We start from the raw sequence: 13,717 nt of genomic DNA, 5'->3' as shown, positions 1-13,717 counted from the left end.
GGGTACGAGCTGCAAGCTCGCGACAGCGGGGGAATTGGCGGCTGTAAAGAATTAATCATTAATCATTGATTATTAAACATTATTTTGTATCTTTGCCCCAAAATCAAATTTAATAATAATTTTATAATTAAAAAATGACTATCCAGAAAAAAGATGTTTTACAAGCACTTACTAAAATTACAGTACCTGGTGATGGGAAAAATATGGTTGATAGTGGTGCTGTTCAAAATATTGTAATCTTTGGCGACGAAGTGGTAGTGGATGTGGTTATCGGCAACCCTAGTATGCAAGCCAAAAAACGCACTGAAGTGGAAATAATGAAGGCGATTCACGCTGAAGTACACGAAAAGGCGAAAGTTGTTGTAAACGTGAAAGTTGTTGTGCCTGAAGTGCCTGAGGTGAAAGGTAAGGCTATCCCTGGTATACAAAATTGTATCGCTATTGCTTCGGGCAAAGGGGGCGTGGGCAAAAGTACGGTAACGGCTAACTTGGCAACGACTTTGGCTAAAATGGGTTTCAAAGTGGGCTTACTGGATGCGGATATTTATGGTCCGTCGATGCCTATAATGTTTGATGTTGCTGGCGAACGCCCTGAATCGATTACTATTGCGGGGCAATCGTTTATGAAGCCTATTGAAAATTACGGTGTAAAAATGCTTTCAATAGGTTTTTTTACGAATGCTAATCAGGCGGTAATATGGCGTGGTGCAATGGCTTCAAAGGCTTTGAACCAAATGATTTTTGATGCTTATTGGGGTGAACTGGACTTTCTGCTTATTGACTTGCCTCCTGGAACGGGTGATATTCACTTGAGCCTAATGCAAGCGCTGCCTATTACGGGTGCTGTCATAGTAAGTACGCCACAAAAAGTGGCTCTTGCTGATGCAAGGCGGGGTGTGGCGATGTTTCAACAAGAAAGTATCAACGTACCTGTACTGGGTATTGTTGAAAATATGGCTTACTTTACTCCGGAAGAGTTACCTAACAATAAATACTACATCTTTGGCAAAGAAGGTGCTAAAAATCTTGCTACTGACCTAAACATTCCTTTCTTGGGTGAAATACCTCTTGTACAGGGTATTCGCGAGGCGGGTGATAACGGTAGACCTATTGCTTTGCAAGAAGACAGTCCGCAAGCAATCGCTTTTAAGGCTTTGGCACAGAACGTGGTGAGGGCTGTTGTGGAACGCAATGAGAGCTTGCCGCCTTCGGAGGCTATTAGAATCACTACTACGGCTGGGTGTAGTTCATAAATAATTTGCAAATGGAAACACTTATTGTAGAAACCCAAAAAATAACAAAAGGAGCTTTAAAAGCTATCAAAGAGGGCTTAGAAGATGAAAAAAGAGGTGCTTTTGTACCTCACGATAGGGTTATGAAGAGCGCTAAAGAGCTTATAGCACAATGGGAGAAACAGAAGAGTGGCATGAATATAAACTAATTGAAGAACATAAAGAAATTCGTTTCATTGCTTTTTGGGATAATAGAAACGATCCTGATAAGTTGGATTTAGACGATGATTTTTAATAATAAAAGGAATTAATGAGTTCAGAAGAATTAAAAGAACAAGTATTAAAGGCTTTGGCTGAAATACGCCCTTATTTGCAAAATGACGGGGGGGATATATCTTTGGTGGATATTGAAGATGGTCGCATAGTAAAAGTGCGCTTAGAGGGTACTTGTATGAATTGTGCTGTAAATCAGCTTACCCTAAAGAGTGGTGTTGAAATGACTGTAAAGGAATTTGCGCCTCAAATAGAACAGGTAATAAGTGTTTAACCGATACTAGCAAGACTATAAAATGAAGTTACTTACAAAGGAATATTGGAAAGAGAAATGGCTTAGTAAATATAGGCTGATAGTGATGGACGATAGCACTTATGAAGAGAAGAGTTCATTTAGGCTAAGTAGGCTAAATATATTTGTATTTGGCTCATTATTTGCGATAATACTCATTGCTTTCACAACTTTATTTATTATTTATAGTCCGCTGCGACAATATATTTTAGGTTATTCGGTAGTAGAAAACAAGCGTGAAACCCTAAATTTGCTTTTCAAGTTGGATTCATTGGAAAAGAAGATGCAGGATAACGATAAGTATCTTGCTTCGCTAAAGAAGGTATTGGTGGGGGATATAAAACCTGAAGCTCATTCTAAAGATACTGCGAGTTTTCACATCAGCGACCCTAAATACGACCCTAAAGCTTACCGAGTAACTCCTAGTGCCCAAGACTCTCTCTTGCGGCGCGAAGTGGAAGCTGAAGAAGCTGAAAATAGGAAATAAAAGATAGTAATAAATTTCAAGGATTAGATGACAAAACTAAGTGTAAATATCAATAAAATAGCGACTTTGCGGAATGCTCGCGGTGGTAATATGCCTAACTTATTGCAGGTAGCTGCGGATATACAGCGTTTTGGTGCTGAGGGTATTACTATACATCCACGCCCTGATGAACGCCATATTCGCTATAACGATGCTACTGAGCTGCTGCAGGTAGTAACGACAGAATATAATATTGAGGGTAACCCTATACCTAAATTTATAGACTTAGTGCTGCAGGTGCGCCCCACACAGGTAACTTTGGTGCCTGATGCTGAAGATGCTATAACTTCTAATGCGGGTTGGGATACTGTAAAACACCGCGCTTTTTTAACGGAAGTTATAAAGGAGTTTAAACGCAATGGGATACGTACTTCGGTATTTGTAGACCCGATAGAAGCTATGGTGGCTGGTGCTGCTGAAGTGGGTGCTGATAGGGTGGAACTTTACACTGAGGGCTACGCTCGTGAGTACGCTTTAGGCAATCCTTCTTCTATAGGGGCTTATATAAAAGCGGCTCTGGAGGCTGAAAGGGTAGGATTGGGACTGAATGCTGGGCACGACCTTAGCTTAGACAATTTGAAATACTTCAACGATAATATTCCTAATCTTTTAGAAGTATCAATAGGGCACGCACTGATTTGCGAATCGTTGTATTTAGGGTTGGAAAATGTAATACAACTTTATTTGAGGCGCTTGGGCAAATAGCATTGAAATCATAAACATTAACATAACAATACAATGAAAACACACCAAACTTTAGGAGAGTTCATCATTCAGAATCAGAAGGACTTTCAACATTCTACAGGGGAATTTTCCCGCTTATTGAGTGCTATTAAGCTTGCATCGAAGCTTGTGAACCGCGAGGTGAATAAGGCTGGGCTTGTAGAGGATATTCTTGGCGATATGGGTCAGGAAAACGTGCAGGGCGAAGTGCAAAAGAAATTGGACGTTTTTGCCAATGAATTGTTTATTCGCGCACTTACGCAGCGTGATGTGGTATGTGGTATTGCATCGGAAGAAAATGAGTTTTTTATTCCTATTAATGCCTCAGAACACAGCCCTAACAGCAAATACGTTGTGCTTATAGACCCGCTTGACGGCTCGAGCAACGCGGATGTGAATGTAACGGTAGGGACTATATTTTCTATTTACAAACGGGTTACGCCTGTAGGTACGCCTGTGCAAATAGAAGACTTTTTGCAGGAGGGCAATAAGCAGGTGGCTGCGGGCTATGTTGTATATGGGCTTTCTACAATGCTAGTGTACACAACAGGGCACGGGGTGAATGGCTTTACTCTTGACCCTTCGATAGGTACGTATTACTTGTCTCACCCTAATATGACGTATCCTAAAGATGGGAATATCTATTCTATCAACGAAGGGAATTACGTACATTTTCCACAAGGGGTAAAAGACTATTTGAAATACTGCCAAGCTCTGGAAGAGGATAGACCATATACATCGCGTTATATAGGTTCATTGGTTTCGGATTTTCATAGAAATATGCTGAAAGGGGGTATTTATATTTATCCGTCGGGGACTCGTACTCCGCAAGGCAAATTGCGTTTGTTATACGAGTGTAATCCTATGGCTTTTTTAACAGAGCAGGCAGGAGGAAAGGCTTCGGATGGGTATATGCGCATAATGGATATTAAGCCTTCGAAGCTTCATCAGCGGGTGCCTTTCTTCTGTGGTTCGGAAAATATGGTGAAAAAGGCGGAAGAATTTATGGCGAAACATCCAGAAGATAAGCCTGAATATTAATGAGTTATAAAATAGTAGATAAAAAACCTGCAAAATTTTTGAGAAAAATTTTGCAGGTTTAAAAAAAAGTACTACTTTTGCACTCGGAAAAATGAAACAACTGGTACCTTAGCTCAGTTGGTAGAGCAAAGGACTGAAAATCCTTGTGTCCCTGGTTCGATTCCTGGAGGTACCACGAGATCTTCTTCATAGAGGAAATTTTTCATATTTTTAAGGATTAGGAATTGCAATAACCTCAGCGAATGCTGAGGTTATTGTTTTTATAAGATTGTTACTGTATGGTGCGTAGGTAATACTTCTACTTTATAGACTTTCCCCCGAAAGAAGACTTTGAAACTATAACGTTGCCAAGTTGGGGGTATTTGTGGGGCAAAGGTAAGTTTATCAGCCTCTACTTGTAAGCCTCCAAATCCTTCTACAATTGACAGCCAAGTGCCTGCCATTGAGGTAATGTGCAGCCCCTCGTGTACTTCTTTGTTATAATCGTCTAAATCGAGGCGGGCTGTGCGCAAATAGAGTTGATACGCTTCATCTATCATACCTAATTTGGCAGCTAATATGCTGTGTACACAGGGAGATAATGATGACTCGTGGACGGTAAACTGACTGTAAAAATCGTAGTGTTTTTGTAGGGCTTCTTTGCTAAAATGATTTTGGAAGAAATAGAAGCCTTGTAGCGTATCGGCTTGCTTGATGTAGGGCGAGCGGAGGATTCTGTCCCACGACCAATGTTGGTTGATAGGTCGCTCCTGAGGAGATAATGCTGTTGTGGGCTTCAGTTCTTTATCTAAGAAGCCATCTTGTTGCAAATAAATGCCGTATTTTTCGGAATAAGGAAGATAAATATTATCAGCAATATGCAGCCATTGCTTACACTCATCGGTTGAGGCGTGTGCCGTATGTGTGTTATTGACTTGCTCAGCAGCATAGCGCAAACACCAAGCTGCTATATAATTGGTATAAAAGTTATTATTAACGTTATTTTCGTACTCATTAGGACCTGTAACCCCTAAGATAACGTACTTTTCTTTTTCGGCTGAAAAACTGACTCTTTGTGCCCAAAAACGCGCTATGCCAATAAGTACTTCTATACCATAATCTTTTATATAATCGCTGTCGCCTGTATAGCGCACATAGTTGTAGATAGCAAAGGCAATAGCTCCGTTGCGGTGTATCTCTTCAAAGGTGATTTCCCACTCATTATGGCATTCTTCACCATTCATTGTTACCATTGGGTAAAGTGCTGCGCCTTGTGAAAAACCGAGTTTTTGGGCGTTGGCAATGGCTTGCGGCAATTGTTTGTAGCGGTATAGCAACAAATTGCGTGCTACTTGAGGAGATTTGGTAGCCATATAGAAAGGCAAACAATAGGCTTCGGTGTCCCAATAGGTGCTACCGCCATATTTTTCGCCTGTAAATCCTTTGGGACCTATATTCAGCTGTGAGTGTTTGCCTGAATAGGTTTGGTTCAGCTGGAAGATGTTGAACCTGATGGCTTGTTGTGCTTTTACATCGCCGTCTATTTCAATATCTGCGGTTTCCCATATCGCTGCCCAGTCTTCTTTTTGCTGCTGTAGGAGGGTTGCGAAGTTTATGTTTTCATTTAGTAGTGCAAATGTGTTTTCGGCTAATAGTGTATTTTCGGTATTGCTTTCGGCAGTAACATAGCCGCCTATTTTTTCAATAGCTAATGTATCTCCTTTCTTTACATTTACTTCGTATTGCTTGCCGATGTAATTATCGGCAGTGTGTGTAGTAGCTTGTGCTGCTACAAGTTGCTGATTTACAGCAAGGGCATTCTGCATAAAAGTACATACCTTGAATTTTGTTTTTTTGGTTTCGGCTATAATTGCGGCACGATTACCCTGATGGGTAATTGCAAGGGTGTTCCAGAAGTGTTCGTCCCAGTTGGCATCGTTGTTTTTCACACCGCTATCAAGGTAGCTTTCTATTTGCAGTTGGGCATCGGCGGTGAGGGGAGTAATTTGGTAATGCAACACACCCATAGCATCGTGGCGCAATGAAAGCAGCCGTTGTACTTTTACTTGTACTTGCTGCTCATTGGGCAAGGTAGCGGTGAAAGAACGCTCGTACCAACCTTCTTTCATATTGAGCTGCCGGCGGAAATCTTTCACCTCTATACAAGTATTTAAATTGAGGGGGCAATTATTGATGCTGATATTGATACCCAACCAGCTGGGGGCATTTAGTACTTTGGCAAAATATTCAGGATAGCCATTTTTCCACCAGCCTACTTTGGTTTTATCGGGGTAATAAACGCCGCCTATGTAACTGCCTTGAAAGGTTTCGCCTGTATATTGTTCTTCAAAATTGGCTCGGCACCCCATAGCACCATTGCCGAGACTGAAAAGGCTTTCGTGCTTGGTAACTTGCTTGGGGTCAAACCCTTCTACTATAATATTCCATTTTTCCATTGCGATATGTTTTGTTAGTTGTTGATACTTCAATCTAACGACTATTTTTTTACATCCATACGATAGCTGCGGTGGCAAGCTACGCAGTTGCCAAGTAGTGCGGTTACTTGTTGTTGGGTAACTTTGGGGTCAAAATTCTTTTCGGCACTATTGGCAATTTCGTCAAACTTGCCGTGTGTGTCGAAGCCTATGGTTTTGAAGCCTATAGGGATAGAAGCGATGAGCCCTGCGGGGGCGTGGTCGGCAACAGAGCCGCCAGAGGCACGAGCAGCTTCTACAATCAAAGAAGGGTCGTTTTGTTCAATCCCCAAATTGATTTGGTGCAGTGCTTCTACAAAGGTGCGCATTTCGCCCATTACAAAATCGCGGTTTGCTTGAGTTACAATCACACTCACGCGGGGGTCACCTTCAATTACTTGTGTGTTGCCTACGAATAATTTGCGCACCAACAAGACATTGGCAGCCAACGATAGCACTAAGAGGACTATAAAAATAATTTTTTTCATAAAGGTATGTTTTTAAATATTGTTTGTAGTTGCAAAGGTAATAAAAATGAGGAGATTTGGCAATATATAACAGTAAAAAATATCAGAATTAGGCGTAGAAAAAGAGAAAAAATGGAGCTGGTTTTGGAGATAACTGCATAAAAAAATTGCCGGTGAGTGCATTGTCTCATCGGCAAAATTGTATTATCAATAGATTTTTATTAGCTTGCACTTATCAAGTTTAGTGCGCTACCTGCTCTAAACCACGCTATTTGTGAGTCGTTATAAGTATGGTTACAAGCAATTACATCTTTAGAACCATCTTTATGTACAAATTCCAAGTGAAGTGGTTTGTTAGGAGCAAAGCTGGTAAGGTCTAAAAAGTTGATAGTATCATCTTCTTGAATTTTGTCGTAATCAGCCTCATTGGCGAACGTAAGAGCGAGCATACCTTGTTTTTTAAGGTTTGTTTCGTGTATGCGAGCAAACGATTTCACCAGTACAGCTTTTACACCTAAGTGACGAGGTTCCATAGCAGCGTGTTCGCGCGATGAGCCTTCGCCGTAATTTTGGTCGCCTACTACTACCGAAGGCACGCCTGCTGCTTTGTAAGCGCGTTGCACTTTAGGCACCTCGTCATATTCGCCCGTTAATTGGTTTTTTACGGCATTTGTTTTGCCATTAAAGGCATTTACTGCCCCGATGAGCATATTGTTGGAAATATTGTCTAAATGCCCTCTAAAACGCAACCAAGGGCCTGCCATCGAGATATGGTCGGTAGTACATTTGCCTTGCGCTTTGATGAGCAGTTTAGCCCCTGTAATATTTTTCCCGTCCCAAGCAGGGAAAGGAGCCAACAATTGCAAGCGGTTAGAAGTAGGCGATACAACCACTTGCACACCACTACCATCGGCTGCAGGAGCTTGGTAACCTGGGTCGTCTACAGCAAATCCTTTGGTAGGCAGCTCTTCACCATAAGGAGGTTTAAATTTCACTTCCTCGCCTTTGTCGTTGGTGAGCGTATCGGTAATAGGGTTAAAATCCAATCTACCGGCAATAGCCAAAGCAGCTACCATTTCGGGCGAAGTAACAAAAGCGTGTGTATTGGGGTTGCCGTCAGCACGTTTCGAGAAGTTGCGATTGAAAGAATGTACAATTGTATTTTTCTCTTGCTTTTCAGCACCCTCTCTGTCCCACTGACCGATACAAGGGCCACAAGCATTGGTAAATACTTTAGTACCTAATTTTTCAAATACATCAATAATCCCATCGCGCTCAATAGTATAGCGTATTTGTTCCGAACCGGGGTTGATACCAAAAGCAGCTTTAGGTGTTACCCCCATTTCTACCGCCTGTTTTACTACCGATACCGCACGGCTCAAATCTTCGTACGATGAGTTAGTACAAGAGCCTATAAGCCCCCATTCTACTTTTAAAGGCCAATCGTTTTCGCGAGCCACCTTCTTCATTTCAGAAACAGGAGTACCCCTATCAGGAGTAAAAGGACCATTGATGTAAGGTTCAAGCGTATCGAGGTTGATGCGTATCAGCTCATCAAAGTACTGTTCAGGGTCAGCATATACTTCAGGGTCAGCAGTTAGGCAATCCGCTACTTTATCGGCAGCTTCTACCACCTCTTCTCGCCCTGTAGCACGCAAATAGCGGCGCATAGAGTCGTCATAACCAAAAGTAGAAGTAGTAGCCCCTATTTCGGCACCCATATTGCAAATGCTACCCTTACCTGTACAAGACAACGATTTAGCACCCTCACCAAAATACTCTACGATAGCCCCCGTACCGCCTTTTACGGTAAGAATATCAGCTACTTTCAAGATTACATCTTTAGGAGCTGTCCAGCCATTAAGTTTGCCTGTGAGTTCCACGCCTATGAGTTTCGGAAATTTCAGCTCCCAAGGCATTCCAGCCATCACATCTACCGCATCGGCACCCCCTACCCCAATGGCAAGCATTCCCAAACCACCAGCATTTACAGTGTGTGAGTCGGTACCAATCATCATTCCCCCTGGGAAAGCATAATTTTCCAATACTATCTGGTGAATAATTCCCGCTCCTGGTTTCCAAAATCCGATACCATATTTATTAGATACCGATGAAAGAAAGTCAAAAACCTCTTTAGATTGTTCTTTAGCTACCTTCAAGTCGGTTTCAGCACCTACTTTAGCTTGAATAAGGTGATCGCAGTGCACAGTAGTAGGCACAGCTACCTTAGGCTTCCCTGCGTGCATAAACTGCAAAAGAGCCATCTGCGCTGTAGCATCTTGGCAAGCAATACGGTCAGGAGCAAAATCTACATAATCTTTAGCTCTGCCAAAAGCCCTAGTAGGCATACCATCCCAAAGATGTGTATAGAGAATCTTTTCAGCAAGCGTTAGCGGTCTTCCCACTATTTCACGGGCTTTTTTCACTCGTTCAGGCATACGCTCATATACCTTTTTAATCATTTCAATATCAAAAGCCATATTCTTTAGTTTTTAGTTAATTACATTTTCATTTTGTACTGCAAATATACGAAATAAATAATTACTAAAAAACATTTTAACATAAGACATTATAACTGAAATAATCACTGAAAATTAAGAATTTTATAAGAATTAAAATATAGAATAAAGAAAGATGCAGTATTGATAAAAAAGTAGTGCCTATTTTGCATTAATAGCAAAAAAAACAGCTTATAGTTTTTATTAAAGAATACTAAAAACAAGGAAATTTATATTCATTCCAAGTAATTAGCCAGTCAAAAAACTATCAGGAACAGCATTGTGTAAAAGTAAATAGAGAAAAGAGCCAGCTGCACAAAGCAACCAGCCCTTTTCCCCTCGCACGGGTGGAGGGATTCGAACCCCCATCAACGGTTTTGGAGACCGCTATTCTACCCTTGAACTACACCCGTATTTTAAAAAAGTTTTGAGCTTAAAATCACTCAAAACTTTTCTATAAATATTAATCTAAACTTTCTAATATAGATTAGTCAAGAATTTCTGTTACTTGTCCTGCACCTACGGTACGACCACCTTCACGGATAGCGAAACGAAGACCTACGTTCAATGCAATTGGTTGCAACAATTCTACTTCAATAGTTACGTTATCACCTGGCATAACCATTTCTACACCTGGTTGCAAGTGAATAGTACCTGTTACGTCAGTTGTACGTACGTAGAACTGAGGACGGTAGTTGTTGTGGAATGGAGTGTGACGTCCACCTTCTTCTTTTGAAAGGATATACACCTCAGCTTTAAATTTAGCGTGTGGAGTTACAGATCCTGGTTTGCAGATTACCATACCACGTTTGATATCTTTTTTGTCGATACCACGAAGTAGCAAACCTACGTTATCACCAGCCTCACCACGGTCAAGGATTTTGCGGAACATTTCAACCCCTGTAATAGTAGAAGTCAATTTTTCAGCACCCATACCAATGATTTCAACAGCCTCACCTGTTTTAGCTACACCAGTTTCGATACGTCCTGTTGCAACAGTACCACGACCTGTAATAGTAAACACGTCTTCGATAGGCATCAAGAATGGTTTATCTACGTCACGAGTAGGAAGCTCAATATAGCTATCTACAGCATCCATAAGAGCCAATACAGTGTCTACCCATTTCTTTTCTCCGTTAAGAGCTCCAAGAGCAGAACCTTGTATGATAGGAGTGTTATCACCATCATATTGGTAAGAGCTCAATAGCTCACGCATTTCAAGTTCTACCAACTCTAATAGTTCTGGGTCATCAACCATATCCACTTTGTTCATAAATACGACAATACGTGGAATACCTACTTGGCGACCAAGAAGAATGTGCTCACGTGTTTGTGGCATCGGACCATCAGTTGCAGCAACTACAAGAATAGCACCATCCATTTGCGCAGCACCAGTAATCATATTCTTTACATAGTCCGCGTGACCAGGACAGTCTACGTGCGCATAGTGGCGTGTTTTAGTTTGATATTCTACGTGTGATGTATTGATGGTAATACCACGTTCTTTTTCTTCAGGAGCGTTGTCAATAGAGTCAAAGCTACGTACTTCTGACAAACCAGCATCAGCCAATACTTTAGTAATAGCTGCTGTCAAAGTAGTTTTACCGTGGTCAACGTGTCCAATAGTACCAATATTCAAGTGCGGTTTGGAACGATCAAATGTTTCTTTTGCCATTTTCTAAAAAAATTTTAAATCTTAGTTATATAAATGAGTGTTTGATGTGTGTGCAAATACAATTACTGAGCTGATGACGAGATTTGAACTCGTGACCTCTTCCTTACCAAGGAAGTGCTCTACCCCTGAGCTACATCAGCAATAAAGAAAGAGCGGGAGACGAGGTTCGAACTCGCGACATTCAGCTTGGAAGGCTGACGCTCTACCAACTGAGCTACTCCCGCAAAAAAAATCTAATAAAATAAACTCGTGGGGAGAACAGGATTCGAACCTGTGAAGGTGAAAACCAGCAGATTTACAGTCTGCCCTCGTTGGCCGCTTGAGTATCTCCCCCCCTTTAATTATGATATAGCTAGAATAAAAAACAAAGTAAGCGTAGGTCGATCAGTACTTATTCTTACTCTTTTGAGCCGGCAGAGGGATTCGAACCCACGACCCCGAGATTACAAATCACGTGCTCTGGCCAACTGAGCTATGCCGGCGTTGCCTGTATCATTATTTCAGGGTGCAAAAGTATAACTATTTTTTTAACTGACAAATTTTTTATGACTTTTTTTTCATCTTTTTTCGCAATTTTATCGCAAATTATTGATTATCAGTATTTAATAATTATACCTTTTTTTGCCTAAAATAAGCATACAAGCCTCTTTCCCTATCCCTGATGCGTCTTCTTTAGCAAATCATTTACCACTTTTACAGGGTTAAAGGTAATAATAGGCACCTCAACAAACAAAGTTATCCACTTCGCCATAGAGCCATTCCACAACCCTGGTAACTCCAATGCCTTAAGCGGTCTGCCCATATACGTCTTAGAAGTAATAAATGCCTGCTCAGGGTCTACATACTCTTGCAAATTATACTTTTCACCCTTGTAGTTTTTAGTACCACATACCAAATCCACAGGATTAAAATGAGTAGATTGCTCAAAAATCTCCTTTTGCTTAGGGTCTTTCATATCCACCTGCGCCGATTCAATAATCTGCAAACTCACCACACCATTAGCATCCTTCACCCAAAAAGGACCGCCCCCTGGTTCCCCCTCATTTTTCACCATACCACACACACGTATAGGACGATTAAGCTGCTCTTTCGCAAATTCAAGAGCGTATTGTCGGCGGAATTTATAAACGTAGTCAGGCACATTGACATTGATTTCTCGCAAGAAATCCAATATATGTTTTATCTCCTTTTTCTTAACTTTGTCGTTATCAATGCGGTGCAATATCCTAAATACCTCTTCCTGCACCTGCGAAAGCTTGCCAGCCAAAGCCTCTTTGTAAAACACCGTTTCATCAGTGTATTTTTTCACAACCACATTATCAATGTTTTTGATAAAGATAATATCAGCATCCACATCGTTTAAGTTGCTAAGAAGCGCACCGTGTCCTGCAGGGCGGAACAACAAATTACCCTCTTCATCGCGGAAAAACGCATTGTCTTCAGTAACCGAAATTGTATCAGTACTAGGCTTCTGATACGAAAAATCCACATCAAAATTAATATGGTAACGCTCTTCCAATTGTGGCTTTATATGATTTAGCTCCTTGTAAAAAGATTCAGTGTGTTGTTCAGTAATAGTGAAGTGCAAGTTAGCTTGCTCATCATCCGATGCGTAAAGCACCGCCTCGCGGAAATGCTCTTCAAAAGGAGTCGCTATTTTTTCAGAATGACGGTGAAAAGGCAGTAATCCTTTCGGCATATTCCCGTAATTCAAACCATTTTCGTTCAGCAATACCGAAACAATAAGATGTTTCTGAGCATCTTCATTAAGGTTTACAAACTCAGGGTGATGTTTATCGATAAACTCTTTTAGCAACGGATAAAAAGCAAAACGTTCCAAGCCATCAAAAAAAGCACGTACTTCCTTATTACCTGTACGGTTCACGTATGCCACAAACGATTCCCTATCAGGCTCAAAGCCATCGCGGAAAGCAAAGAGCGATTTAAACATACGAGTAGCAGCCCCCGAAGCAGGCACAAACTTCACAATTTTATTGCCCTTTTTGCGTTTTTGGTAAATAGCAGCATATTTAGCCGCATCTTCTTTGGTTAATGGCAAGATACCGTCATCAATTACGGCAGCTTTTACCAACTGAATAGGAGGTACGCCTTGTTTAAAACGCGCTACTTGTGCATTGAGAGTAGCTTCGGTAATTCCTTTACGCACCAATAGTTGGTGGTCTTTTTCGGTTAATTCATTCATAATATTTTTAATTTATTTTAGTCTTTAGTTGTTAGTAAGTAGGCAGCTTTTGAGAGTTTTCAACTATGAGGGTGTCCAAAAAGTTTTAAAAACACAATTACGCCACACACTTTGTCAAACTTTCAGAGTTTGACAAAGTTAATTATAATCAATCGTTTTTATTCACATTGTAGGGGCGATTTGCAAATCGCCCTCACGAAACAAAACTTTTCGGACAGGCTCATCATCTACACCTCTATTTGTTCTTTAGCATCTTCACCCTCTATATGGCGAGTGATACCATCAAATAGACTTTTATACTGCAAAATACTATTCTTATCCATAATTATGTTGG

11 protein-coding genes, 6 tRNA genes and 1 pseudogene are annotated in these 13,717 nt (G+C 41.0%); 7 read left to right on the top strand and 11 right to left on the bottom strand.

Annotated features, from left to right (window positions below; translation table 11 throughout):
• Positions 1 to 134 precede the first annotated feature (134 nt).
• The 7 genes from J4N46_RS05145 to J4N46_RS05115 all read left to right on the top strand — a co-directional run bounded on the left by J4N46_RS05145 (position 135) and on the right by J4N46_RS05115 (position 4,262).
• On the top strand, positions 135 to 1,253 hold the full coding sequence (locus tag J4N46_RS05145) for an Mrp/NBP35 family ATP-binding protein (protein ID WP_208058409.1): 1,119 nt from the start codon (positions 135 to 137) through the stop codon (positions 1,251 to 1,253).
• 11 nt (positions 1,254 to 1,264) lie between these two features.
• Positions 1,265 to 1,441, top strand: coding sequence for an antitoxin (locus tag J4N46_RS05140; RefSeq protein ID WP_208058408.1), 177 nt, complete (start codon positions 1,265 to 1,267; stop codon positions 1,439 to 1,441).
• A gap of 101 nt (positions 1,442 to 1,542) precedes the next feature.
• Positions 1,543 to 1,779: a NifU family protein gene (locus J4N46_RS05135; protein ID WP_208058407.1), complete on the top strand. Its 237-nt coding sequence runs from the start codon at positions 1,543 to 1,545 to the stop codon at positions 1,777 to 1,779.
• A gap of 22 nt (positions 1,780 to 1,801) precedes the next feature.
• Positions 1,802 to 2,284 carry a peptidase M23 gene (locus J4N46_RS05130; protein ID WP_208058406.1) on the top strand — a complete coding sequence of 161 codons (483 nt, stop codon included), beginning with the start codon at positions 1,802 to 1,804 and terminating at the stop codon, positions 2,282 to 2,284.
• Between the two features lie 27 nt (positions 2,285 to 2,311).
• Positions 2,312 to 3,028 carry a pyridoxine 5'-phosphate synthase gene (locus J4N46_RS05125; protein ID WP_208058405.1) on the top strand — a complete coding sequence of 239 codons (717 nt, stop codon included), beginning with the start codon at positions 2,312 to 2,314 and terminating at the stop codon, positions 3,026 to 3,028.
• 33 nt (positions 3,029 to 3,061) lie between these two features.
• Positions 3,062 to 4,087: a class 1 fructose-bisphosphatase gene (gene fbp, locus J4N46_RS05120; protein WP_208058404.1), complete on the top strand. Its 1,026-nt coding sequence runs from the start codon at positions 3,062 to 3,064 to the stop codon at positions 4,085 to 4,087.
• A 102-nt stretch (positions 4,088 to 4,189) separates the two neighbouring features.
• Positions 4,190 to 4,262: transfer RNA gene (locus tag J4N46_RS05115), tRNA-Phe, on the top strand.
• A gap of 85 nt (positions 4,263 to 4,347) precedes the next feature.
• Here J4N46_RS05115 and J4N46_RS05110 read toward each other — a convergent pair.
• From J4N46_RS05110 to J4N46_RS12945, 11 genes and pseudogenes are all read right to left on the bottom strand, one after another.
• Positions 4,348 to 6,522: a family 65 glycosyl hydrolase domain-containing protein gene (locus J4N46_RS05110; RefSeq protein ID WP_208058403.1), complete on the bottom strand. Its 2,175-nt coding sequence runs from the start codon at positions 6,520 to 6,522 to the stop codon at positions 4,348 to 4,350.
• Positions 6,523 to 6,563: 41 nt separating this feature from the next.
• Entirely contained in the window at positions 6,564 to 7,028 is a 465-nt protein-coding gene (locus tag J4N46_RS05105; protein WP_009415216.1) for a hypothetical protein, read from the bottom strand.
• Between the two features lie 200 nt (positions 7,029 to 7,228).
• Positions 7,229 to 9,487: an aconitate hydratase gene (locus J4N46_RS05100; RefSeq protein ID WP_208058402.1), complete on the bottom strand. Its 2,259-nt coding sequence runs from the start codon at positions 9,485 to 9,487 to the stop codon at positions 7,229 to 7,231.
• Between the two features lie 360 nt (positions 9,488 to 9,847).
• A tRNA-Trp gene (locus tag J4N46_RS05095) sits at positions 9,848 to 9,918 on the bottom strand.
• 74 nt (positions 9,919 to 9,992) lie between these two features.
• The gene (gene tuf, locus J4N46_RS05090; RefSeq protein ID WP_009415218.1) at positions 9,993 to 11,180 is read right to left on the bottom strand and encodes an elongation factor Tu; all 1,188 of its coding nucleotides are present in this window, start codon (positions 11,178 to 11,180) and stop codon (positions 9,993 to 9,995) included.
• 68 nt (positions 11,181 to 11,248) lie between these two features.
• Positions 11,249 to 11,320 (bottom strand) — tRNA-Thr (locus J4N46_RS05085).
• Between the two features lie 11 nt (positions 11,321 to 11,331).
• A tRNA-Gly gene (locus tag J4N46_RS05080) sits at positions 11,332 to 11,404 on the bottom strand.
• A 26-nt stretch (positions 11,405 to 11,430) separates the two neighbouring features.
• Positions 11,431 to 11,513, bottom strand: a tRNA-Tyr gene (locus tag J4N46_RS05075).
• Between the two features lie 75 nt (positions 11,514 to 11,588).
• Positions 11,589 to 11,662, bottom strand: a tRNA-Thr gene (locus tag J4N46_RS05070).
• Between the two features lie 170 nt (positions 11,663 to 11,832).
• Positions 11,833 to 13,383: a DUF4301 family protein gene (locus J4N46_RS05065; RefSeq protein WP_208058401.1), complete on the bottom strand. Its 1,551-nt coding sequence runs from the start codon at positions 13,381 to 13,383 to the stop codon at positions 11,833 to 11,835.
• A 230-nt stretch (positions 13,384 to 13,613) separates the two neighbouring features.
• A pseudogene (locus J4N46_RS12945) lies at positions 13,614 to 13,706 on the bottom strand (DNA damage-inducible protein D); the annotation flags it as partial.
• Positions 13,707 to 13,717 lie beyond the last annotated feature (11 nt).

Source organism: Capnocytophaga bilenii (assembly GCF_017565765.1).
Lineage (GTDB): Bacteria > Bacteroidota > Bacteroidia > Flavobacteriales > Flavobacteriaceae > Capnocytophaga > Capnocytophaga bilenii.
Note: the sequence above shows the minus strand (reverse complement) of the source record. Positions and strands in the feature narration are given on the sequence as shown.